At 49.1% G+C, this 24,828-nt stretch carries 21 protein-coding genes and 1 other annotated feature; of the genes, 20 read left to right on the top strand and 1 reads right to left on the bottom strand.

Annotation, left to right across the window (positions count from 1 at the left end; genetic code table 11):
• The first annotated feature begins 504 nt into the window (after window positions 1-504).
• Window positions 505-2,262 (top strand): ABC transporter ATP-binding protein, encoded by a 1,758-nt coding sequence (locus AC0TWI_RS12280; RefSeq protein WP_488126626.1) that lies wholly within the window; start codon window positions 505-507, stop codon window positions 2,260-2,262.
• A complete protein-coding gene (locus tag AC0TWI_RS12275) occupies window positions 2,262-4,283 on the top strand; it encodes an ABC transporter ATP-binding protein (RefSeq protein ID WP_488126625.1) in 2,022 nt (673 codons plus the stop codon). Before AC0TWI_RS12280 ends, AC0TWI_RS12275 begins: the two co-directional genes overlap by 1 nt.
• 53 nt (window positions 4,284-4,336) lie before the next feature.
• On the opposite strand, the gene AC0TWI_RS12270 is transcribed toward AC0TWI_RS12275, so the two are convergent.
• On the bottom strand, window positions 4,337-5,356 hold the full coding sequence (locus AC0TWI_RS12270; RefSeq protein ID WP_488126624.1) for a YeiH family protein: 1,020 nt from the start codon (window positions 5,354-5,356) through the stop codon (window positions 4,337-4,339).
• Window positions 5,357-5,543: 187 nt separating this feature from the next.
• Between AC0TWI_RS12270 and AC0TWI_RS12265 the strand changes: the two genes are divergently transcribed.
• The 18 genes from AC0TWI_RS12265 to yidC all read left to right on the top strand — a co-directional run bounded on the left by AC0TWI_RS12265 (window position 5,544) and on the right by yidC (window position 24,660).
• On the top strand, window positions 5,544-6,437 hold the full coding sequence (locus AC0TWI_RS12265; protein WP_488126623.1) for a LysR family transcriptional regulator: 894 nt from the start codon (window positions 5,544-5,546) through the stop codon (window positions 6,435-6,437).
• 155 nt (window positions 6,438-6,592) lie between these two features.
• Window positions 6,593-7,135: a helix-turn-helix domain-containing protein gene (locus AC0TWI_RS12260; protein WP_488126622.1), complete on the top strand. Its 543-nt coding sequence runs from the start codon at window positions 6,593-6,595 to the stop codon at window positions 7,133-7,135.
• A gap of 10 nt (window positions 7,136-7,145) precedes the next feature.
• A complete protein-coding gene (locus AC0TWI_RS12255; RefSeq protein WP_488126621.1) occupies window positions 7,146-8,249 on the top strand; it encodes an ABC transporter ATP-binding protein in 1,104 nt (367 codons plus the stop codon).
• On the top strand, window positions 8,239-9,045 hold the full coding sequence (locus AC0TWI_RS12250) for an ABC transporter permease (protein ID WP_488126620.1): 807 nt from the start codon (window positions 8,239-8,241) through the stop codon (window positions 9,043-9,045). Before AC0TWI_RS12255 ends, AC0TWI_RS12250 begins: the two co-directional genes overlap by 11 nt.
• Window positions 9,042-9,848: an ABC transporter permease gene (locus AC0TWI_RS12245; protein ID WP_488126619.1), complete on the top strand. Its 807-nt coding sequence runs from the start codon at window positions 9,042-9,044 to the stop codon at window positions 9,846-9,848. Before AC0TWI_RS12250 ends, AC0TWI_RS12245 begins: the two co-directional genes overlap by 4 nt.
• On the top strand, window positions 9,845-10,918 hold the full coding sequence (locus AC0TWI_RS12240) for an ABC transporter substrate-binding protein (RefSeq protein ID WP_488126618.1): 1,074 nt from the start codon (window positions 9,845-9,847) through the stop codon (window positions 10,916-10,918). Before AC0TWI_RS12245 ends, AC0TWI_RS12240 begins: the two co-directional genes overlap by 4 nt.
• A 561-nt stretch (window positions 10,919-11,479) precedes the next feature.
• A complete protein-coding gene (gene ilvE, locus AC0TWI_RS12235) occupies window positions 11,480-12,376 on the top strand; it encodes a branched-chain-amino-acid transaminase (protein WP_488126617.1) in 897 nt (298 codons plus the stop codon).
• A gap of 24 nt (window positions 12,377-12,400) precedes the next feature.
• Window positions 12,401-14,065 carry a dihydroxy-acid dehydratase gene (ilvD, locus tag AC0TWI_RS12230; RefSeq protein ID WP_488126616.1) on the top strand — a complete coding sequence of 555 codons (1,665 nt, stop codon included), beginning with the start codon at window positions 12,401-12,403 and terminating at the stop codon, window positions 14,063-14,065.
• Window positions 14,064-14,313, top strand: a binding site (T-box leader). It overlaps the preceding gene by 2 nt.
• Window positions 14,314-14,425: 112 nt before the next feature.
• Window positions 14,426-16,147, top strand: coding sequence for an acetolactate synthase large subunit (gene ilvB, locus AC0TWI_RS12225; RefSeq protein ID WP_488126695.1), 1,722 nt, complete (start codon window positions 14,426-14,428; stop codon window positions 16,145-16,147).
• Window positions 16,144-16,662 carry an acetolactate synthase small subunit gene (gene ilvN / locus AC0TWI_RS12220; RefSeq protein WP_488126615.1) on the top strand — a complete coding sequence of 173 codons (519 nt, stop codon included), beginning with the start codon at window positions 16,144-16,146 and terminating at the stop codon, window positions 16,660-16,662. Before ilvB ends, ilvN begins: the two co-directional genes overlap by 4 nt.
• An 18-nt stretch (window positions 16,663-16,680) precedes the next feature.
• Window positions 16,681-17,712: a ketol-acid reductoisomerase gene (gene ilvC, locus AC0TWI_RS12215; protein WP_488126614.1), complete on the top strand. Its 1,032-nt coding sequence runs from the start codon at window positions 16,681-16,683 to the stop codon at window positions 17,710-17,712.
• A complete protein-coding gene (locus tag AC0TWI_RS12210) occupies window positions 17,699-19,237 on the top strand; it encodes a 2-isopropylmalate synthase (RefSeq protein ID WP_488126613.1) in 1,539 nt (512 codons plus the stop codon). The genes ilvC and AC0TWI_RS12210 overlap by 14 nt, the downstream gene beginning before the upstream one ends.
• Before the next feature lie 100 nt (window positions 19,238-19,337).
• Window positions 19,338-20,438 carry a 3-isopropylmalate dehydrogenase gene (gene leuB, locus AC0TWI_RS12205; RefSeq protein WP_488126612.1) on the top strand — a complete coding sequence of 367 codons (1,101 nt, stop codon included), beginning with the start codon at window positions 19,338-19,340 and terminating at the stop codon, window positions 20,436-20,438.
• 10 nt (window positions 20,439-20,448) lie between these two features.
• The gene (gene leuC / locus AC0TWI_RS12200; protein WP_488126611.1) at window positions 20,449-21,864 is read left to right on the top strand and encodes a 3-isopropylmalate dehydratase large subunit; all 1,416 of its coding nucleotides are present in this window, start codon (window positions 20,449-20,451) and stop codon (window positions 21,862-21,864) included.
• The gene (leuD, locus tag AC0TWI_RS12195) at window positions 21,861-22,445 is read left to right on the top strand and encodes a 3-isopropylmalate dehydratase small subunit (RefSeq protein WP_488126610.1); all 585 of its coding nucleotides are present in this window, start codon (window positions 21,861-21,863) and stop codon (window positions 22,443-22,445) included. Before leuC ends, leuD begins: the two co-directional genes overlap by 4 nt.
• A 175-nt stretch (window positions 22,446-22,620) precedes the next feature.
• A complete protein-coding gene (locus AC0TWI_RS12190) occupies window positions 22,621-23,331 on the top strand; it encodes a recombinase family protein (protein ID WP_488126609.1) in 711 nt (236 codons plus the stop codon).
• Between the two features lie 253 nt (window positions 23,332-23,584).
• On the top strand, window positions 23,585-23,851 hold the full coding sequence (locus AC0TWI_RS12185; RefSeq protein WP_488126608.1) for a hypothetical protein: 267 nt from the start codon (window positions 23,585-23,587) through the stop codon (window positions 23,849-23,851).
• Between the two features lie 35 nt (window positions 23,852-23,886).
• Window positions 23,887-24,660 (top strand): membrane protein insertase YidC, encoded by a 774-nt coding sequence (gene yidC, locus AC0TWI_RS12180; RefSeq protein ID WP_488126607.1) that lies wholly within the window; start codon window positions 23,887-23,889, stop codon window positions 24,658-24,660.
• Window positions 24,661-24,828 lie beyond the last annotated feature (168 nt).

Here is a 24,828-nt window from a genome sequence, read left to right as displayed (position 1 = left end):
AGTGGGGTCAGGGGACATCGGGGTCGGATGGTTCTGGGACAGAAGACCCACCCCCAGATCTACACTAACAATTTTTCAGAAAAGCGTTGACTTTTGAAAAACAGGCGTGCTACGATATGGATAATCAATAACCAATTTTAAGAAAGGGAGGCTGCAAATCATGAAAAAACGCACTTTTATCATCCAGTCAATTGCATATGTGAGAGCAGCCTGCCTGTTTTAGCCATTCTTTGATATTCTTTTGAAGACACGGGAGGGACTGTACCCCCCGTGTCTTTTTTTATGTGGAGCATGTTTGTGCATATTCATAGGGCGCAACCATGCTCTTTTTGTGTTTTGCAGGTAAAACCAGTACCGCCGCCTAAGCGGCATGCTGTTTTTATAAAAAATAACGGAGGTAAGGAAAATGATAAAACAGAACTGGATTTTGCTGATGAAAAAAGTGGAGATGGAGAGCGGTTAGCGAGAACCACTTAATGGAGAAGCGAAGAGGGGAGAGAAAGTATGTTTAGTGTATTAGGGAAACTTGGCTGGTTTTTTAAAGAGCAGAAGAAACGGTATATCACGGCCATCGTGCTGCTCAGTTTTGCGAATTTGTTCGAGGTCGTTCCTCCTTTCATTATTGGGGCGGCGATTGACCAGATATTTCTTGGAACTCTCAATCTTGAAAAACTGCTGACGTATATAGGCGTTTTGGCGGCAGGGACAATTGTTTGCTATGCGATTACCTTTATCTGGCAATATCAATTGTTCGGCGGCGCCTTCGTCGTGGAAAAGCTGCTCCGGTCAAGATTTATGGGGCATCTTCTGAAAATGACACCCGGCTTTTTTGAAAAGAACCGGACGGGAGACTTGATGGCCCGGGGAACAAATGACTTAAGATCTGTCTCTGTAACTGCCGGATTTGGCATTTTGACGCTGTTTGATTCCACGATGTATATGCTGACCATTGTGTTGACGATGGGCTTCCTCGTCTCGTGGAAGCTGACATTGGCCGCAGTCCTGCCGCTGCCTATCCTTGCTTGGATTATCAAAATCCTCGGCAGCAAGATCCATGTCCGTTTCGTCACCGCCCAGGCTGCGTTCGGCGAAATGAATGACCGTGTACTTGAATCGGTGGCCGGCGTCAGGGTGACTCGCGCTTATGTGCAAGAGGAAGCAAGCGTCAAAGATTTTGAAGCGATGACCGATGAAGTGTATGAAAAGAACATGCACGTGGAGAAAATTGATGCGCTTTTCAATCCTGCGACAAAGCTAATCACAGGCATCAGTTATTTGATCAGTTTATCCTACGGCACGTATCTTGTGTTCCATCAAGTAATAACACTTGGGAATCTTGTCTCCTTCAATGTATACCTTGGCATGCTCGTCTGGCCGATGTTTGCAATTGGGGAACTGATTAATGTCATGCAGCGTGGAAACGCCTCGCTTGACCGCGTCCAGGAGACGCTCGATTATCCGGAAGATGTGAAAGATCCGGATGAGCCGGTCAAACTGGATGAACCAGGGGAGCTGTCCTACAGCGGAACGACATTCCGCTATCCGTCCTCGCAGATGGATAACTTGAAAGGCATCAATGTAAAAATACCGAGAGGGGCAACGATTGGCATTGTCGGCAAGACGGGGAGCGGAAAAACGACTTTCATTAAGCAATTGCTTCGTGAATACCCGCTCGGCTCAGGCGATATCGCGATTGCCGGCACAAGCCTGTCCAGACAGACAAAAGATCAGGTTCGCGACTGGATTGGGTATGTGCCCCAAGATCACATACTATTTTCGCGCAGTGTCCGGGACAATATATTATTCGGTCAAGAGGAAGCGACAGATGAGGAGATTGCCAAGTCGATCCGGCTTGCTGCTTTCGAAAAGGATCTGACGATGCTGCCAGAGGGGCTCGAAACACTGGTCGGCGAAAAGGGTGTAGCACTTTCCGGAGGCCAGAAGCAGCGGATTTCAATTGCGAGAGCACTCGTCAAAGACCCGGACATCCTCATCTTGGATGATTCCCTTTCTGCTGTCGATGCGAAAACTGAAGCAAAAATCCTCGCAAACCTTCGGGAGGAACGTAAAGAAAAGACGACGATCATCACGACACATCGTTTATCGGCAATTGAGCATGCCGATTGGATCATCGTGCTGGACAACGGCGAAATCACAGAGGAGGGCACTCATTCCGAGCTGCTGGAAAAGGCGGGCTGGTATAAGCAGCAGTATGACCGGCAACAGGTTGAAAGTGCACTGAAAGAGGAGGTGTATGCCTGATGACCGGAAAACGATTATACCGCTACGCCCTTTCATTTAAGGGGCTGATCATTGCGGCATTGGCGATGCTGACAATCTCAGTTGCCGCTGAGGTCATGAGTCCGCTTATTGCCAAAAATGTAATTGACGATCATATACTCGGAATCGAGGACCGCTGGCTTGAAACAAGCCAAGAGCAGTCTTCCGTATCCTATTCAGGAAAACGATTTGTACGGGAAAAGTATGCAGAAAAAGATCAAGTGATCCAGAACGGTGGTATCGCTACAATTGTCCAGATCGGGACCAAATTCTATTTTGCTGAAGGGGAAGTTCCGTTGGCTGGAGAACGATCTATCAAAAACGGCGTGCTGACGGTTGAGGAGAGAGGAAAGGCGAACCAATTTTCCGCACGGAAACTGACGATTGACGAGACGCTCCGTTTTTACAAGCCGGAAATACCAGGGATCGTCAAGCTTTTGCTCATTTATCTCGGTCTCTTCATCACGGCGGCCATTTTTTCCTACGGGCAGTATTTGTACTTGCAAAAGGCGGCAAACCGGATTATCCAGAAAATGCGCACAGACGTATTCCAGCATGTGCAGCGACTGCCGATCCGATACTTTGACAATTTGCCTGCCGGGAAAGTGGTGGCACGGATCACAAATGACACAGAAGCAATACGCGAGCTGTATGTCGCGGTGCTCTCGACCTTTTTCACGGGGATCATCTACATTGCCGGAATTTACACGGCGATGTTCCTGCTCGACGTGAAACTGGCGCTGATCTGCATACTGCTCTTGCCGGTCCTATACGGCTGGATGATTTTCTACCGGAAGTATGCAGCGAAATACAACCATACGATCCGTTCCAAAGTGAGTGAAATGAACGCGAAAATCAACGAGTCGATTCAAGGGATGACGATCATTCAGGCATTCCGGCGCGAGAAGCAGATTCGCAGCGAATTTGAGGAGCTGAATGAAACCCATTTCCGCTATCAAAATAAGTTGCTGAAGGTTGATGCGCTCTCCTCTCATAATCTTGTCGGGGTGCTGCGCAATCTCATTTTTGTCGCGTTTATCCTCTACTTTGGCGGTGATTCATTGGGCGCCCAAACACCGCTCACTATTGGTGTGCTATATGCCTATGTCGACTATATTAACAGGCTGTTCAATCCAGTCACAAACATAGTCAATCAATTTTCCAACCTGGAAAAGGCGCTTGTTGCCGGCGAAAGGGTATTCCGGCTGCTTGATGAGAAGGGGGAACGCCACAATCCGGATCGACTGCCCCGCTATCAGGGAAATGTGGAATTTGACCATGTTTATTTTGGCTATAAGGAAAACGAGTATGTGCTGAAAGACATCACTTTTGAAGCGAAGCAGGGGGAAACGGTCGCCCTTGTCGGGCATACCGGCTCAGGAAAAAGCTCGATTCTCAATGTGCTATTCCGCTTCTATGATTCGAATAAAGGGGAAATCAGGATTGATGGAACAGACATCAAAGAGATGTCAAAGCAGGCCTTGCGCGAACATATGGGGATTGTTCTTCAGGACCCTTATCTGTTCACGGGAACGATTGCCAGCAATGTCAGCCTGAATGACCCGAAAATTTCCCGGGAAAAGGTCGAATCTGCGCTGAAAGCAGTCGGAGCCGATCGGGTTTTGCAGCATCTTGAAAAAGGCATTGATGAGCCTGTCGTCGAAAGAGGCAGTACCTTGTCATCTGGACAGCGGCAGCTGATCTCTTTTGCACGGGCATTGGCTTTTGATCCTGCCATATTGATTTTGGATGAAGCGACTTCCAGCATTGATACCGAAACTGAAGCGATCATTCAGAACGCAATGGATGTCCTTAAAGAGGGACGGACAACGTTTATCATTGCCCACCGGCTATCAACCATCAAAAATGCGGATCAGATCCTTGTCTTGGATCGCGGTGAAATCGCAGAACGCGGCAGCCACGCGGAATTGATGGAGAAGAAGGGCAGATACTACAGGATGTATCAGCTCCAGCAAGGGGCAGAAACTAATAAAGCGGTATAATAACCGAAAAAAGCAAAGATGCATGGAGGCTGAGGCTTCCATGCATCTTTTGCTTAGATCATAAAATATGCGCCAAACGATAGTATAACCGAAACGATCAGCATGGCAATGAGCGGCTTCATCGCTTTCGTCCGCAAATCATTCAGGTTGACGTTCAGCCCCAGCCCGACCATAGCGGCAGTCAGCAGCCATGTGGTGGCTGTCGCAATGAAAGAGGCAACGGAATCCGGCATAGGGATCGAGTGGCCCAGTACATAGCTTCCAAACAAACTCATCAAAATGAACCCGATCAAAAACCAAGGGAATTCCACCTTTGCTCCTGCTTCCTCATTGCCGGATTTCCGTTTTATCCAGAACATGAAGATGAAGCTAAGCGGAACGAGGAGAAAGACACGGCCAAGCTTTTCGAGCAAACCGATCGCCAGGGCATCCTCCCCGCCCGGAGCGGCTGCAAGCGCAACATGGGCAATCTCATGGAGACTCGTGCCACTCCAACTGCCATATTCAACAGCGGTCAGCGGCAGGATCGGCCGCAAAAGCGTATAGCCGATCGCGAAAATTGTGCCAACTAGCGCAATGATCCCAACGCTGATGGCGGTATCCTCGTCCTTTGATTTAATAATCGGCGCGATTGCAGCAATGGCGGCCGCTCCGCACACCCCTGTACCGACTCCAAGTAAAAGTGAAATCGTCGGGTTGGCCTTTATCCGTTTGGCAATCCACACCGTTGCCAGAATGGCAAACACTATGACGACCGCGTCCCGGAGCAGGAGTCCGAGCCCGTCCTGCAAAACTGTATTAATGTTCAATTTTAACCCGTATAAGATAATGGCAGTTCTTAATAGCCGTTTCGAAACGAAAGCGATGCCCGGGCGGATTTGCTCCGGATAGCCGAAAAATTGCCGGTACAGGACGGCGATCAAAATCGCGCAGGCAAGCTGCCCGACGAGGCTGAAGCCTGGAATCTTCGCCAACAGCCATCCGAAAGCGGCAATCAAAAAAGTGAAGGCAATTCCGCCAGCCATACTGGCGGAAGCTGTTAGTTCCCTTGGAGCAGTTTTTCCGTTTTGCATACGCCACACTCCTGTTTGTAAAATTCCACTAAATAAAGAATACTGCTTTTTTCAGTATAAGAAAAATAAATGATTATAATAGGTGTTATAAGTGAATGCATATAAGAAGGGGATTGTAATGTCGCAGCGTTTGTGGCGAAAGCACCGTATGAGCGGATGAAAAAAACAATGGATTGGAGAAGGAAGGATGGACCAGTACTTGGAAGTGTTTATAGCCGTTGTCGAGAAGGGGAATTTCTCAAGGGCGGCTGAAGAGCTGCATATGACCCAGCCTGCGGTCAGCCAGTATATACAGGCACTTGAACGTGAAATCGGAGTGAGGCTGCTTGAGCGTTCAAATCGTTATGTTCGGATGAACCAAATGGGAGAAATCGTCTATCATCATGCGAAAGAAATTCTTGGGCTTTATACGAAAATGCAGCGTCTCGTCGATGATGCGGCAAACCACGCGAGCGGTCCGGTCGCAATTGGTGCGAGCTATACATATGGCGAATACGTGCTGCCGCAAGTTTTAGTGGAGATGTTAGCCCAATATCCGCTCATTGTTCCGGCAGTATCGATTGGAAATACTAAAGAAATTGTCGATCTTGTCCGCAGCCACCAAATTGATGTCGGAGTCGTCGAAGGGGAGTTTACCGGCGGTCAGCTGGAGGTTGAAGAATTTGCGGAAGATGAGATGGTGGTCGTCATGGCACCTGGGCATCCTCTGGCTAGAGAGAAAGTGCCGTTGACGGCTCTTCAAATGTCGCAGGCCGTATGGATCGTCAGGGAGGATGGATCAGGTACGAGGAGCGCCTTGGAACAATACCATGCCCTCACTGGAATTGAGGGAGTGAAAAAGCTCGAGTTTGGCAGCACCCAGCTCGTCAAGGCATCTGTTGAAGCAGGGCTTGGCATTACCTTGCTTTCCCGCTGGGCAGTGGAAAAGGAGATCAAACGGGGGCTTCTCCATTCAGCCGAGGCGGCTGGGCTTCCCTTTAAACGGAAGTTCTTCCTCGTGACCCTTTCTCCTTATAAAACAAAGGCTCTCGCCACATTCATTGAGTACGTCCGTTCCAGAAAGGAATTCCTGCCCCAATAGTAAAAATTTCAGCGTCGAAATTTGTAATTTTCCATTGCACGGCTCTGACATTTATGTATAATAGACTAGGGTTAATAGTAAACTGAAAGTAATGTGAGAGTAAACTTAGTTTACTTCGAGTTTGCTAAAATTAAACTTAATGAGGTTGAAAGAGGATGCGGATTGGCAGAAAGATTAAGAATTTGCGTCTGAAAAAAGGTCTGACGCAGGAAGAGCTCGGAGAACGAACCGACTTAAGCAAAGGGTATATTTCCCAGCTTGAACGGGATCTCAGCTCTCCTTCAATTGATACATTTTTTAACCTTTTGGAAGTTTTGGGCTGCACGCCGAAGCAATTCTTTGATGAAGAAGAGCGGGAACAGAAGGTTGTATATGGCGAAGAAGAGCAGACAAGCTATCTCGACGAGGAACGCGGCTACGAAATTAAATGGTTCGTGCCAGAATCGAATGAGAAGGAAATGGAGCCGGTGAAGATCACCTTGAATGCCGAAGGGGAATTCAAGCATTTTGAGCCGTCCCTGTCTGAAACGTTCGCTTTTGTTCTTAGCGGGCGGGTCAAACTGACGCTTGGGAGAAGGACGTATTATGCAAATGAAGGCGAGTCGATCTATTTTCACGCTTCCGATGAACACCAGATCAGCAATGCCCATGATGGGAAGACGGAGCTGATTTTGGTGGCAACCGAATCTTATTTATAAGGAGGCCGCTATGACGGATAAAACGATTATTCGCTTTGAACACGTATCAAAAATGTTTGATGATGATGTGATTTTGGATGATGTCAGCTTTGAGCTGGAGAGAGGAAAGTTCTACACCCTGCTCGGTCCTTCCGGCTGTGGCAAGACGACCATTCTCCGTCTGATTGCGGGCTTTATCGAACCGACAAAAGGAAACATCTACTTTAACGGCAAAAAAATCAACAAGATTCCGGCCAATGAGCGTCAGGTGAATACGGTTTTTCAGGATTATGCACTTTTCCCGCACCTGAATGTGTTCGAGAACGTAGCCTTTGGACTGCGAATTAAAAAAATGAAGAAGTCTGCCATCGAGGCGAAAGTGATGGAAGCACTGAAGTTCGTCAATTTGTCCGGCTATGAAAATCGGGAAATTACGGAGATGTCAGGTGGGCAGCGCCAGCGCGTGGCGATTGCGCGGGCGATCGTCAATGAGCCGGAAGTGATCCTCCTGGATGAGCCGCTTTCTGCGCTCGATTTGAAACTGCGGACGGAGATGCAGTATGAACTCCGGGAACTGCAGCAAAGGCTCGGCATTACTTTTATTTTCGTTACACATGATCAGGAAGAAGCACTTGCCATGTCCGACGAAATCTTTGTCATTAATAAAGGGAAAATTCAGCAGAGCGGAACGCCGATCGACATTTACGATGAGCCGATCAATCGCTTTGTAGCGGATTTTATCGGCGAATCCAATATCGTTCCGGGCAAGATGATCGAGGACTTTAGCGTTGAATTCGGCGGCCGGACATATGAATGCGTCGACCAGGGCTTCAATCCGAACGAGCCGGTTGAAATCGTCATTCGCCCAGAGGATGTAGAGATCACTTCGCAGGCACAAGGCAAGTTGAAGGCGAAGGTCGATTCACAGCTTTTCAGAGGCGTCCACTATGAAATTTGCTGTTTTGATGCCGACGGGAATGAGTGGCTCGTCCACTCTACGAAAAAGGCGAAACCGGGGGAGGAAGTCGGGCTTACTTTCGATCCGGAAGCGATTCACGTCATGAGATTTGGTGAAACGGAAGAAGAATTTGATAAACGCCTTGAGGCTTATGATGAGGCCGGCTATGCAGAATAAGACGCGCAATTTGTATCTCATTCCCTATGTATTATGGATTTTGCTTTTTGTCGTTGCGCCGATTGTTCTGATTGTTTATTATTCATTTTTTGATATTGAGGGACATTTCACCGTCCGCAATTATCAAAAATTCTTCACGCCTGTTTACTTGAAGATGACGCTAAATTCTTTTTGGACCGCGTTTTTGATTACGGCCTTTTCCTTGCTCATCTCTTATCCGACCGCGTATTTGTTGACGCGGTTGAAGCATAAACAGTTGTGGCTGCTTTTGATCATCTTGCCGTCATGGATCAATTTGCTGCTGAAAGCCTATGCGTTCCTTGGCCTTTTCGGTACGTATGGACCTGCCAACAGTTTTCTGAGCGTGATTGGCATCGGCAAGCAGCAGATTTTGTTCACTGATTTCAGCTTCATCTTCGTATCGGTCTATATTTTTATTCCATTTATGATCCTTCCGATCTACAATGCACTTGAGAAGCTGAACCCGTCGTTTATCGATGCGGCAAATGACCTGGGGGCCTCCAAGTGGATGACATTCAGACGAGTAATTTTCCCTCTCACTTTGAGCGGGGTAAAGTCTGGCTGTCAGGCCGTGTTCATTCCATCCTTATCTCTGTTCATGATCACAAGGCTGATAGGCGGAAATCGGGTGATTACGCTCGGCACTGCAATTGAGCAGCATTTCCTTGTAACGCAGGATTGGGGAATGGGCTCCACGATCGCCGTCTTCCTTATTATTGCCATGGCGATTATTATGCTGCTGACAGGCCAGCGGAAGCGAGGGGATGTAATTTGAACAAGACCGGAGTACTACCTAAACTGTACTTGATTTTTGTATTTGCCGTTCTATACGCACCCATTTTTTACTTGATGTATTATTCATTCAACAGCGGCGGTTCCATGCGGGATTTTGAAGGATTTACGCTCGAGTGGTACGGCGAGGTGTTCCAGGATACGCGGCTGCTTCTGATAGCGCTGAACACTTTGATTATCGCCCTTTTGTCTGCGGCGATTTCCACCATCCTCGGCGTCATGGGGGCGCTAGCGATCACGTATGTGAAAAAGCAGCGGACGAAAAATACGCTGGAGACGCTAAATAATGTGCTGATCGTCAGTCCGGACGTCATCATCGGCGCCTCGTTCCTGATCCTATTCACAATTGTCGGTATCAAACTCGGATTTACTTCCGTTCTCTTGTCCCACATTGCATTCAGCGTACCGATCGTCGTTATTATGGTTTTGCCGAAGCTCCAGGAAATGAGCTCGTCCCTGATTGACGCGGCGAGGGATCTGGGAGCAACCAATTGGGATGTACTGTCAAAGGTTGTGCTGCCTTATATCACGCCAGGCATTTTCGCCGGGTTTTTTATGGCACTTACGTATTCACTGGACGACTTTGCAGTCACCTTCTTTGTAACCGGGAATGGGTTTTCAACGCTTTCCGTCGAAATCTATTCGCGGGCGCGCCAAGGCATCTCGCTTGAAGTCAATGCCTTGTCCACACTTATTTTCCTGCTGACGATTCTTCTCGTCATCGGCTATTACTTTATCAACCAGCGGAATGGGAAATCACCGGCTGCGGGGGTGAATAAATCATGAAACAGCTCGTGAGGATATTTGGGCTGATCTTTATTGTCTCCTTCGGCCTCTTGTATTGGTCGAACCATCTGAACTCCTCGCAAGGTTATACGGGTGAGAATACACTTAATGTGTATAACTGGGGCGATTATATCGATCCGGCTCTACTAAAGAAATTTGAGAAAGAAACAGGCATGAAAGTCATCTACCAGACATTCGATTCGAACGAAGCGATGATGACAAAGATTGCCCAGGGCGGAACATCCTATGATGTTACTGTTCCGTCTGAGTACGCGATCAGCCGGATGGAGGATGATAATCTACTTCTACCGCTGGATCACAGCAAGCTGCCGAACTTGAAATACATCGATGAAAACTATATGGATCTTTCTTTTGATCCGGGCAATAAATTTTCCATTCCGTATTTCTGGGGCACGTTCGGCATTGTATATAATCCCGATATGCTTGGCGGCAGGGAACTGAAGAGCTGGAATGACCTTTGGGATCCGGCGCTGAAAAATCAGATTTTCCTTGTTGACGGTGCGAGAGAGGTCATGGGCATGGGGCTGAACAGCCTCGGCTATTCGCTTAATGATACGAATAAAGAGCATCTTAAGGAAGCGAAGAAGAAGCTTGACGGCATTGTTCCGAATGTCAAAGCGATCATTGGCGATGAAATCAAGCTGCTCGTCGCGAACGAAGAAGCGGCGATCGGCGTCGTCTGGTCAGGCGAGGCGGCAGATGTCCTGTCGGAAAACGACAAACTGGATTATGTCGTTCCGGAAGAAGGATCTAATCTCTGGTTCGACAATATGGTCATCCCGAAATCTGCAAAAAATATTGAAGGGGCCCATAAATTCATCAACTTCATGCTTGACCCGGAAAACGCCGCCCAAAACGCGGAATATGTAGGCTACTCGACGCCGAATAAAAAAGCACTCGAGTACATGCCGGAGGATATCACCGGGGACAAACGCTTCTACCCCGACGCCGAACTGACCGACCGCCTAGAAGTCTACGACAACCTCGGCAAAAAAATGCTCGCGTATTACAATGATTTGTATCTGGAATTTAAAATGCATAGGAAATAAGAAAAGCGGAGGGCGGCGTTTAGGGGCGACAAGCGCTGGAAGAAAAGAGCGGGTGGGTGATTTCCAACCCACCTATCTTTTCTGAAGCGATCTCGAGCCCCTGCCGCCTGAAGCTGTCAAAGAAAAGCGGAGGGGGCTTGCTCAGGGGCGACAGGCATAAGGTGAAGAGGAAAAAAAGGCGCTTTCCAGCCTTTCTTCCTCTTTGACTTATGACCCCCGAGCCCCCGGAGCTGGACACTAGAAAAACGGAGGGGGCTAGCCCTTCTGTGAATTGCACAAATATCTTTTCCAAACGTATAAAAACCGTTGCGCTAAGACAAAAGCGCAGCGGTTTTTTTATGGACAAAAAAACATATTAAAAAATTTTTAAAAATGGACATAATCGCAAAAGCTTGATTTTATCACAATGAAAACGGATACAAAATAAATGGACTTTTTCCAACTGATAAAAGATTCTGATAATGTATTGACGTTTCAGTCATAGCACGGTATCATTGAGAACAATTTAAAGAATCAAAAACTTCCTGAATGGAAAATACGATATGAGAGGGGCGAATCGATATGAGTGAGCAATTGATTTTTGTGAACGGACAGTTTGTCAACAAGGCAGACGCCGTTATCTCCGTTTATGATCACGGCTTCCTCTATGGAGACGGCGTCTTCGAAGGAATCCGTTCATACCGCGGAAACGTATTTCGCTTGGATGAGCATTTGACTCGTTTATATGACTCAGCGAAATCAATTTTGTTAACCATACCATACACCAAAGAGGAGATGACTCACATTATTGTGGAGATTCTCAAACGCAACGAGCTGAAAGATGGGTACATTCGCCTCGTCGTTTCCAGAGGAGTTGGCGATTTGGGGTTGGATCCGTCCACTTGCGCAAAGCCGTCTGTAATTGTGATCGCTGAACCGCTGAGGATCTTCCCGCAAGAATTATATGAAGCAGGGCTGGAAATTGTGACAGTCGCCACTAGGCGAAACCGCTCCGATGTCTTGAGCCCCATGGTGAAATCACTAAACTACTTAAATAATATTCTCGTGAAACTGGAAGCAAACCTTGCCGGCGTCTCTGAAGCGCTCATGCTGAATGACCAAGGCTATGTCGCTGAAGGCTCGGCCGACAACATCTTCATCATCAAGAACAATAAACTGCTCACGCCTCCGGGCCACGTCGGGGCGCTCGTCGGAGTGACGAGAAACGCCATTATGGACATTGCACGCCGCAAAGGCTATGAGGTAGCAGAGGCGATTTTCACAAGGCATGATGTATACACAGCAGATGAAGTGTTCCTCACAGGAACAGCAGCCGAGGTAATTGCTGTCAGAAAAGTGGACGGCAGGATTATCGGCAACGGCAAGCCGGGTCCGGTCACAATGGACCTTTTGGAAAGCTTCCGGGAACTGACATATACAGATGGAGTCAAAGTCTACGAACAACTGAACGTCAGCTAACATACAGAAACAGGTGAATTTGAAATGCGAAGCGATATGATCAAGAAGGGGATAGACCGTGCCCCACACAGAAGTCTTCTTTATGCAACAGGAATTCGTACGAAGGACTTGGAGAAACCGTTCATCGGTGTCTGCAACTCTTACATTGACATCATACCGGGACACAAACATCTGCGCGAGTTCGCCGATGTGGTGAAGGAAGCAATCTGGGAAGCGGGCGGCGTGCCGTTCGAATTCAATACGATTGGCGTCGACGATGGAATTGCGATGGGGCATATCGGGATGAGATATTCACTTCCAAGCCGCGAGCTGATTGCCGACGCAGCCGAGACCGTCATCAATGCCCACTGGTTCGACGGAGTCTTTTACATTCCGAACTGCGATAAGATTACACCGGGAATGCTGATGGCGGCATACAGGACGAATGTTCCATCCGTCTTCGTTTCAGGCGGGCCGATGGAAGGCGGAATGTCCTCGGAAGGGGAGCCGCTCTCGCTCGTTTCTGTTTTTGAAGGAGTCGGTGCTTACCAGTCTGGAAAGATGACTGCGGAAAAGCTGCTCGACATTGAGCAGAACGCTTGCCCGACATGCGGCTCCTGCTCGGGAATGTTCACCGCAAACTCGATGAACTCGCTAATGGAAATGCTTGGGGTTGCACTGCCGGGAAATGGCACGATCGTTGCGACATCAAACGAACGCCACCGGTTGATCAAGGAAGCGGCTCAGCATCTGGTCCGAATGGTTAAGGAAGACGTCAAACCGCGAGACCTGATCAGCGAACGGACAATTGATGACGCGTTTGCGCTGGACATGGCAATGGGCGGATCGACAAATACAGTCCTTCATACGCTGGCGATTGCACATGAAGCGGAAATCGAGTACGACATGACAAGAATCAATGAAGTGGCAAAACGAGTGCCTTATCTGGCAAAAATCAGCCCGGCATCCGATTACACGATGCAGGACGTCCACAATGCGGGCGGCGTCAGTGCCATCATCCGCGAGCTTTGTGAAATGGGCGCAGTCGAGCGCGACCGGATGACGGTGACCGGCAAGACCGTCTATGAAAATGTGAAAGACCATGTGATTGTAAATCCGCAAGTGATCCGGCCGAGGGAAAATCCATACAGCCCTGTCGGCGGACTCTCCGTCCTTTATGGCAATATTGCTCCGGACGGTGGCGTTATCAAGGTCGGGGCAGTCGATCCATCGATCAAGACATTCAACGGCAAAGCGATTGTCTTCGACTCACAGGACGACGCACAGCAGGGCATCAATGACGGAACCGTCAAAGAGGGCCATGTAGTAGTCATCCGCTATGAAGGTCCAAAAGGCGGACCGGGCATGCCGGAGATGCTGACACCGACTTCCGCGATTGCGGGCAGGGGATTGGCGACGAAAGTGGCACTCATTACGGATGGAAGATTTTCCGGAGCCTCAAGAGGCATTTCGATCGGCCATATTTCACCGGAGGCAGCAGAAGGCGGACCAATCGCCCTTGTTGAAGACGGTGATGATATTTCAATCGATCTCGTCAACCGGACGATCCAGCTGCTCGTTCCGGATGACACGCTGGCTGAGCGGAGAAAAGCTCTCAAGCCATTTGAACCGAAAATCAAAAAAGGCTATTTGGCCAGATATTCAAAATTGGTTACTTCAGCCTCGACAGGCGGAGTCATGAAAATATAAGAATGCTATGATGAGGAAAAAGTGAAGGGACCCCTGCATTTACAGAGAGCCGGCACCGCTGAAACCCGGCAATGCAGTCCTTTGCGACATCACCTCAGAGCAGGAATCCTGAAAGCGGGAGCGATTATGGATTCACGGGGATACAGCAGTTCATCCCCGTTATCAATGAACAGCGAATGCTGTTCCTGAGTCAGTGATCCGTCACTGAAAAGTAGGGTGGTACCATGAAAGTTCCTTTCATCCCTGCACAACAAGGTTCTCTTTTTGTGTGGGCTTGGAGGGGCTTTTTTTGTTGGAAAACAGCGAATGAAAAAATAAAAAATGGAAGGAAGGCGTTATGCGGTGAGTATGGGATTCCCGATGGGAACAGGCGGCCAGCAGTCAGATGCAGCAGTGGCCACTCAGAAGAAGACAGGGGCAGATTTGTTTATTGAGGCGCTGCAGAAGGAAAACGTGGAAATCATCTTCGGATATCCGGGAGGCGCTGTACTGCCGATCTATGATGCGCTTCATAAAAACCCGATCAGGCATGTCCTGACAAGACATGAACAAGGAGCGATCCACGCAGCCGAAGGATATGCCCGCGTCACAGGCAAGCCGGGTGTCGTCATCGCAACATCCGGCCCGGGTGCGACGAATCTTGTTACAGGCATTGCAGATGCCATGATGGACTCATTGCCGCTCGTCATCTTCACAGGGCAGGTTGCAAGCGGGGTCCTCGGCACCGATGCATTCCAGGAATCGGACATTGTTGGAATTACAATGCCGATCACAAAGCACAACTATCAGGTGAAAAAGCTTGAGGATCTTGGCCGGATCATCAAGGAGGCGTTCTACATAGCCTCTACAGGCCGGCCGGGCCCGGTACTCGTAGACATCCCGAAGGATATCGCGACGATGGAAGCTGGAATGTACCCGGACAAAGAGGTCAATCTTCCGGGCTACCAGCCGACGACACAGCCGAACTATCTACAGCTGCAAAAGCTGGCCGGCGTGATGGCAAACGCACAAAAGCCGCTGATTCTTGCAGGTGCGGGCGTTTTGTTCGCCAAGGCGTCAGAAGAATTAAAACAATTTGTTGAAATGACAGGCTATCCAATCACAAATACGCTGCTCGGTCTGGGAACAATTCCGGGCGATCACCCGCAGTTTCTCGGAATGGCAGGTATGCACGGCACGTATGCCGCGAATATGGCGATCTCGGAATGCGACCTTCTAATCAATATCGGCGCCCGTTTTGATGATCGCCTGACAGGGAACTTGCAGCATTTTGCCCCGCATGCAGTGATTGCCCACATTGATATCGACCCGGCCGAAATCGGCAAAAACGTACCGACCGACGTGCCAATTGTGGCGGATGCTAAAGAAGTGCTGAAAGAGCTTGTCACCATGGAATTCAGCCTGCCGGACATTACGGAGTGGGCAGAACATATTACCGATTACAAAGAAACATACCCGTATAAAAAGCCCGCATCACCGGAAGGCACCCTTTCTTCACCGCACGTGGTCGAAATGATCCACAAGCTGACCGGGGGCGATGCGATTGTCACGACCGACGTCGGGCAGCATCAGATGTGGGCGGCTCAGTATTATGGCTTCAACAGCCCGGACAACTGGGTAACATCAGGAGGCCTCGGTACGATGGGCTTTGGTTTCCCTTCCGCAATCGGCGCTCAGCTTGCTGCACCGGATAAGACAGTTGTGGCCATCACCGGGGACGGAGGCTTCCAGATGACTCTTCAGGAACTCTCGATCATCAAGCAGCTGAACTTGCCAGTCAAGGTCGTCATTCTGAACAATCAATGCCTTGGCATGGTGAGGCAATGGCAGGAAACATTTTACGAAGAGCGTTATTCACACTCGCTCATTCCCGATCAGCCTGACTTTGTAAAATTGGCTGAAGCCTATGGGATCAAAGGTTACCGTGCAGGTACAGAAGAGGAAGCAAGAACGGTTCTGGAAGAAGCTTTTGCATTGCCTGAGCCGGTGCTGATCGACTTCCGTGTCATGCCGAATGAAAACGTCTATCCGATGGTCGCTCCAGGCACGGGGCTTCACGAAATGATAGGGGTGGGAGAATGAAACGCGTTGTAACAGTTACAGTCAATAATAACAGTGGAGTATTGAACCGGATTACCGGATTATTCGCCAAAAGACAGTTCAATATTGAAAGCATCACCGTTGGCACGACAATCAACCCGCAAATTTCCAAGATGACATTTATCGTCGCCATGGAAGATCCGGCGAAGATGGAACAGCTGCTCAAACAGCTGCAAAAGCAAATTGACGTCCTGAAGGTGACGGATATCACCGATAAATCGATGGTGACCCGGGAACTCGCACTTGTGAAGGTCTCGTGCCCGCCAGGCGTTCGAAGCGAAGTTTACAGCATTATCGAGCCGTTCCGCGCTACTGTCATTGATATGGGAAAAAACAATGTTACCGTCCAAGTGACGGGCGAACCCACGAAAGTGGATGCATTTATCGAGTTGCTCAAGCCATATGGCATTAAAGATATATCCCGGACAGGGGCCACCGCCTTTGTCAGGGAACATCAAAAATCAGAATCACCGCAACTATCAATCTTACAATTATAAAAGAGGAGATGGACAAAAATGGCAAAAGTATATTATAACAACGAAATCGAAGAGCAAGTATTGAGAGACAAAAAAATCGCGGTACTCGGCTATGGATCACAAGGTCATGCACACGCAAGCAACTTGAAGGACAGCGGCTATGACGTCATTGTCGGCGTAAGACCAGGCAAATCCTTCGAGCAGGCGGAAGAAGACGGACATGAAGTTTACTCGGTAAGAGAAGCGAGCGCCCAGGCAGACATCATCATGATCCTGCTTCCGGATGAGAGACAGACAGCGGTCTATGAAAACGAAGTTAAACCGAATCTTGCACCTGGAAAATCATTGGTGTTCGCACACGGTTTCAACGTTCACTTCAGCCAGATCGTCCCTCCGTCGGATGTTGATGTATTCCTTGTTGCTCCAAAAGGACCGGGCCATCTTGTAAGACGTACATTCGTCGAAGGGGCAGGCGTACCTGCATTGTTCGCCATCTACCAGGATGCAACGGGAACAGCGAGAGAAGTTGCACTTGCGTATGCAAAGGGAATCGGTTCTGCACGTGCAGGCGTGTTGGAAACGACATTCAAAGAAGAAACGGAAACGGATCTTTTCGGCGAACAGGCAGTCCTTTGCGGCGGAACGACAGCACTTGTCAAAGCCGGATTCGAAACATTGGTGGAAGCGGGCTATCAGCCGGAAATCGCCTACTTCGAATGTCTGCATGAATTGAAATTGATCGTTGACTTGATGTACGAAGATGGTCTTGCCGGAATGCGCTATTCCATTTCTGATACAGCTCAGTGGGGAGACTTCATCTCCGGGCCTCGCGTTGTAGACGGTGCGACAAAAGAGCGGATGAAAGACATTCTCGATGATATCCAAACAGGCAAGTTTGCGAAAGGCTGGCTGCTTGAGAACCAATTGAACCGCCCGGAATTCAACGCGATCAACCAGCGTGAGAGCGAGCACCTGATCGAGACAGTCGGAAAGGAACTGCGCGAAATGATGCCATTCGTCAAAGCGGGAAAAAAGAAAGCCGGGGAAGTGGCTGTCAGTGCGAAAAATTGACATCTTTGATACGACTTTAAGAGACGGCGAGCAGTCCGCAGGCATCAATTTGAATACAGCAGAGAAACTGGAAATCGCCAAGCAATTGGAGAGGATGGGGATGGACGTCATCGAAGCCGGCTTCCCCGCCGCCTCCCCTGGAGACCTTGACGCAGTACGGAAGATTGCGGGGACAGTTACCCGCTCTTCCGTCACAGGTCTTGCCAGATCAGTGAAAAGCGATATCGACCATGCATGGGAAGCGCTGAAAGTGGCGGAATGCCCGCGGCTTCATGTCTTTATCGCCACATCACCGATCCACATGACCCACAAGCTGAAGCAAACTCCTGAACAAGTCGTCCAGACGACAATTGAAACGGTCACCTATGCGAAGAAATTTTTCCCGATCGTCCAATGGTCGGCCGAAGATGCATTCCGTTCCGATCCGGCATTCCTGGCTCATATCGTCGAGCAGGCGATCCGTGCCGGGGCATCCGTTATCAACATCCCGGATACGGTCGGATATGCGACTCCGCATGAATATGGCGCACTGTTCAAGTATTTGAAAGACAATGTTCCGAATATCGGTGAAGCAAAATTGTCCGCCCACTGCCACGATGACCTCGGAATGGCGGTTGCAAATACGCTTGCTGCCATTGAAAACGGGGCTGACCAGGTGGAAGGGACGATCAACGGACTCGGCGAAAGGGCAGGCAATGCCGCTCTCGAAGAAGTCGGGGTCGCCCTTTATACCCGAAAAGATTTCTACAATGTCGAGACGAATCTGACCTTGAATGAAATTAAGCGCACGAGCCAGCTTGTCAGCAAGTTGACGGGAATGGTCGTACAGGCGAACAAAGCGGTCGTCGGCAAAAATGCATTTGCCCACGAATCAGGGATCCATCAGGACGGCGTGCTCAAGGAGCCGACGACCTATGAAATTATCACACCTGAACTGATCGGAGAAACATCTAACAACCTTGTTCTCGGCAAGCACTCCGGACGCCATGCATTCCAAGACCGGGCATCGGCAATGGGCTTCAGCCTTGATGCTGAAGCGCTGAACATCGCGTTTAAGGAATTCAAGACTTTGGCCGACCGGAAAAAAGAAGTAACCGAGGAAGACCTATGGACGATTCTGACGAACCAACAGCTGAAGGAAGAAGCGGAAACGTATGAGCTTGAGCAGGTTGAAGTCAAGTATGAGACGGCCCATGCCCCAGCTGCGATCGCAGTCGTGAAGCAGCCTTGCGGAACGGTTGTCCGCGAGCAGGAGACAGGTTCCGGAAGCGTCGAAGCAATTTTCAATACGCTTGAAAAAATTGTCGACGGCAAGGTCCATGTTCTGGATTATCGCGTATCGTCCATCGGGAAAGGGCGCGATGCATTGGCAGAAGCAGTCATCAACATGACATTCAATGGCGAGGAACTGACGGGCAGAGATACCGCACAGGACGTTCTGGAAGCCTCCGCCAAAGCCTACCTGAATGCGATCAACCGGGCCTTAATGAAAAAGCAGATGAAGCACCTGATGAAAACGGTATAACATACGCCAGGGGATGGCGAATAGCTGTCCTCCCGGCAAATGAAGAGACGGAATTTTTGGCAATGGTTTCGCTTTTAAAATCATAAGGAGGAGATCAGAGATGAAGAAACGAGTGGCTGTACTCAGCGGAGACGGAATTGGCAAAGAAGTGACAGGCGCGGCAACGGCAGTATTGGAATCGATCGCCCGCCGCTTCCATCATGAGTTTGAATGGGTGTACGGCCTGCTCGGCGGTGCGGCCATTGATAAGACAGGGGAACCCTTGCCAAAGGAGACACTGGAAATTTGCGAGGGCAGCGATGCAATCTTGCTTGGTGCGGTAGGCGGACCGAAATGGGATAACCAGCCATCCGATCTGCGTCCCGAAAAAGGACTGCTGCAAATCCGGAAGCATTTTCAACTGGGGGTAAACCTCCGTCCGGTCCAGGCATACAAAAGCCTGCTCTCCGTCTCTCCATTAAAAGAAGAAGTCGCGGAAGGCGTCGACATGATGATCGTCCGGGAATTGACAGGCGGATTGTATTTTGGAAAACCGAGTTACCATGATGAGGAAAAAGCGGTCGATACACTGCTTTACAGCCGCAAGGAAATTGAACAGGTCGTTGTTCAGGCCTTCAATCTGGCGCGGGGCAGAAAAGGCAAGGTGACCTCAGTCGACAAAGCGAATGTGCTCGAGTCCAGCAAGCTTTGGCGCAAGGTTGTGGACGAAGTGGCGGCTCTTTATCCAGATGTCGAATATGAGCACATGCTCGTCGATGCAGCTGCGATGAAGCTGATCACAGCTCCGTCTGCCTTTGATGTTGTCGTAACAGAGAATATGTTCGGGGACATTTTGAGCGACGAGGCATCCGTCATCACCGGCTCGCTCGGCATGCTTCCATCCGCAAGCCTGGCAGAAACAGGCTTTGGCCTTTATGAGCCGGTACACGGATCAGCACCAGACATCGCCGGTCAAAACAAGGCGAATCCGATCGGTGCAATTCTTTCCGGAGCGATGATGCTGCGCAGCTCATTCGGCATGGAGCAGGAGGCTGCTGCAATCGAGAAGGCCGTCCGGACCGTTCTTGAGGACGGATATTGCACAGGAGAGTTCCTCGGGGCTTCCCGGAACGTGCTTTCCACAGATGAAATGACTAAGAAAATCATAGATGAAATCGAATGTGAATTGATAGCAGACAATATTTTGTCCGCTTATGCGTGAGGTGAGGAACATGGCGAAAACAATCATAGAGAAAATATGGGAAAAACATGTTGTGCATCAGGAGGAAGGGAAGCCAGATCTGATTTATATTGATCTCCACCTCGTCCATGAAGTCACTTCCCCTCAGGCGTTCGAAGGGCTTCGCCTGAACGGGAGAAAGGTAAGAAGACCGGACCTGACATTTGCAACGATGGACCACAACGTCCCGACCCGTCTGAATGAAGCGGTCGTTGACCCGATTTCAGAGAAGCAGATGACGACGCTTGAGAAAAACTGTGCAGAGTTCGGAGTGCCGCTCGCGGGCATCGGCCATCCCGACCAAGGGATTGTCCATGTGATCGGGCCCGAGCTTGGGCTGACCCAGCCGGGGAAAACAATCGTCTGCGGAGATTCGCATACTTCCACACACGGCGCGATGGGCGCCCTCGCATTCGGCATCGGCACGAGCGAAGTTGAGCATGTCCTTTCAACACAGACGCTTTGGCAGACGAAGCCGAAAACGATGCAGGTCAAAGTGAACGGCAAGCTTGGCCAAGGCGTTACAGCAAAGGATCTGATTCTGGCCATTATCGCAAAATACGGCATCAATGTCGGTACCGGACATGTCATCGAATATACGGGAGAAGCGATCCGTAACCTCTCGATGGAAGAACGGATGACTGTCTGCAATATGTCGATCGAGGCGGGGGCAAGAGCCGGCTTGATCAGCCCTGATGAGACAACAATCTCTTATTTGAAAGGGAGGGAGCATGTTCCTTCCGGAGAAGAATTTGAGAAACTTGCTGATGAGTGGAGACAGCTTGCAACAGACGAAGGAGCCGAGTATGATGCTGTCATTGAAATCGATGCGACAAAAATCGAGCCATTCGTTACATGGGGCACGAATCCTGCGATGGGCGTCGGCATCGGAGGTACCGTTCCAAATCCGCAAGACGCTAAGAATGAAGCAGAGCGGGCGGATATAGAACGGGCGCTCGAGTATATGGACCTTGAAGCGGGAACAAAGATGACCGACATCGAAATCCAATATGTCTTTATCGGCTCGTGCACAAACTCCAGGATTGAAGATTTGCGTGCAGCTTCAAAAATCCTTGCCGGCAGAAAGGTGAGTCCCGGCGTGACGGCGATTGTCGTCCCGGGTTCGCGCACTGTCAAAGCGCAGGCTGAGAAGGAAGGACTGGACCGTATCTTCCTTGAAGCCGGCTTTGAGTGGCGGGAAACAGGCTGCAGCATGTGTCTTGCGATGAACAGTGACCAGGTTCCTGCAGGTATGAGGTGCGCCTCAACATCAAACCGCAACTTCGAAGGGCGCCAGGGCAATGGCTCCCGCACGCATCTCGTCAGCCCGGCAATGGCTGCAGCAGCAGCCGTTCAAGGGCGATTCGTCGATGTTCGAAATCTTTCCAAAGAGGAGGCGCTCGTATGAAGCCAATCAAAGAAGTAACAAGCATACTGTCTCCGTTGGATCGCTCCAATGTCGACACGGACCAGATCATCCCGAAACAATTTTTGAAAAGGATCGAGCGCACGGGCTTCGGACGCTACCTTTTCTATCACTGGCGTTTCAATGACGACGGCACTGAGCGAAAGGATTTCGTTTTGAACAACCCTGCGTATGCAGGGAGCGAAATCCTTGTATCCCGTGAAAACTTCGGCTGCGGATCATCCCGTGAACATGCCCCATGGGCGCTCGGCGATTATGGTTTCCGCGTCATCATTGCAACAAGCTTTGCTGACATCTTTTATAATAACTGCTTGAAGAACGGCATCCTGGCGATCAAGCTTAGCGAAGCGGAGATCGAGGAATTGCTTGCAGCAGGAAAAAGCAGACCAATTAATGTGACCGTCTCGCTTGAAAGAGAAACGATCGAAACGGATGATGGAAAGTCCTATCCGTTCTCCATTGATCCATACCGCCGCCAGATGCTTCTGAACGGCTGGGATGAGATCGCACTGACACTTCAGCTGGATGATAAGATTACCGAATACGAACTGGCAAGGAACTAAATAAATCCATTCTTGAAAAACCGCTTTCTATCAGAGTATCGCTCTGACGGAATGCGGTTTTTTTTCATCCCGAAAACGAACAGGTCAGAAACCTTACGTGAACTGCACGTGTATTTAAAGCAAATTAGAGAATGATAAAAGAAAGGGCAGTTATAATAAAAATGGAAGATTACCATTGACTATCTCACCTAATAGGATAGTTCCGGATAGCAAAAATAATAGAAAAAACGTATTGTTATTGACTAAAAATTTCAATCAAAGTGAGGAGTTATCAATGACTATTTATGGATACGCAAGAGTATCAACTGTTCAGCAAGACGTAATTGTACAAATTGATTCTCTTTTGAATCATGGGATCGCCCCGGAAAACATTTATTCAGATGAAATGGCAGAGGCAAAGATGGACAGGAAATCGTTAAAAGTCCTTCTGAAAAAGGTAGACGAAGGCGATACGATTATCGTGAAAAAGCTAGACCGTTTAGGACGTTCCCTGTCACAGGTTACAGGATTGATTGAAGAACTTACTTCCAAAGGTATTTACGTGAAGTCTCTGGACGATGATGTGGACACTTCTGACGATTCTGCTGTGTCGAAAGCAATGCTTCAGCTGCTTGCAATGTTTGCGGAAATGGAAAGAAACTTCATTATGGAGAGAACAAAGCCGGCCATAGAGAATGCTAAAAATCGCGGTGTTAAGTTTGGCCGTCCCAAGGCTAACAAACAAGTATATGATCTTGCCGTGCAGGACTATCTTGTACACGGTATGAAAGCAAAAGAAATTATTCAGAAGTATGGTAAAGACAGCGGCGGTAAAGATTTGATCACGGAAGCCACCCTTTTCAGACGGGTTCGGGAGGCAAGAAAAGAGATGGAGGAAGGCAGGTAGAGGCCGCAGAGCTTTTGTACTTAGGAATCTCCCGCTTGAAGCAGCACGCCAGGACGTTAAGCGGTGAGTGGTTCAAATTGAGGATTATTGGAAGAGGGAAGGCCGGCATCATTGCTTCGATGCCCGGGAAGGCAGGTGCTTCCCGTTTTACTGCATTTATATCTCAAACCGCAGTCCCGGGTTTGTACTATTTTTTTACAAATGGGAGAAATAGCTTTATACTTATAGTATTGAAGCGAAATTAGGTGTCGATATGATCGATATATTATTGCAGGATTCATATATTGACTGGATTATGCCGCTGACTTTGGCCATCATGTGGTTCATGGGTTGGGAGCTTTTCTCAAAGGTGAATGCCCGTCAGGCGTCCAGCCGGTCGGAGGACTCCGCCTTTGACGAGTTTTTTGCGATGCCAGTGGTGCTTATTGAACCTCCGCTTGCGATTTGCGGACAAATCGTGAAAACGGTCAAAAGAAAAGAATGTCCTGAAGATCCGGAAGGGCCGCATCTTTCTATTTAAAAAGGGAATTATTTTTAAATAGAAGGGTGATTATATTGAAAAAATACGGTTTGCTGATGACGATGCTCATTTCGGCCTCGATGCTGATGAGCGGGTGTTCGGGCGTCCAAAATGAAACGGGATTTTTCTACAATACATTTGTGAGGGTTTTTGTTTGGCTGATCCATGAGATCGGCAACTTTCTCGGCGGCAGCTTCGGATTGGCGATTATTATCATTACGTTGCTGATCAGGCTGATTTTGATGCCGATGATGCTGAAAAACTATAAAAACCAGCAGGTCATGAAGATGAAGATGGATAAACTGAAGCCGGAGATGGAGGAAGTCCAGAAACGGTCGAAGGCGGCGAAAACGCCGGAAGAGCAAAAGCAGATCCAAGCGGAAATGATGCAGCTTTACCAGAAGCATAATGTCAATCCGTTGAATATCGGCTGTCTGCCCATCATTATTCAAATGCCGCTATTAATGGGTCTTTATTATGCGATTCGCAGTTCGCATGAAATTGCCACCCATTCCTTCCTCTGGTTCAACCTTGGCCAGTCGAATGTGGTCATGGCTTTGATTGCGGGGGCGGTCTATCTGATCCAGGCGCGGGTGTCTCTTCATACGGTACCCGAAGCGCAGAGAAAGCAGATGCAAATGTTCATGTATCTGTCGCCGATCATGATTACGGTGTTCTCGCTGTCTGCACCGGCTGCGCTCCCATTGTACTGGGCTGTCGGGGGCGGCTTCCTGATCATTCAAACATTGATAGGCCGGAAGTTCTATCAGAATCATCCGGAGATCGCGGCTGAGGGATCGGAAAAATAAACAAAGAAAGAGAATCGGAAGCAGGGACTAAAGTGGTACCTGTAGGTAGGACACTCGAAAAAAAGAGTGTTCAACCTGCAGGTGCTTTTTATATACTTGAAATTAAGAATATGGGATTAGGGGATAACATGAGCAAAGTAACTTTTTCGTCCGAACAGGTAAGTGCAC

This window comes from Lederbergia sp. B243.17, assembly GCF_057657925.1.
This window is presented reverse-complemented; position numbering and strand designations above follow the sequence as displayed.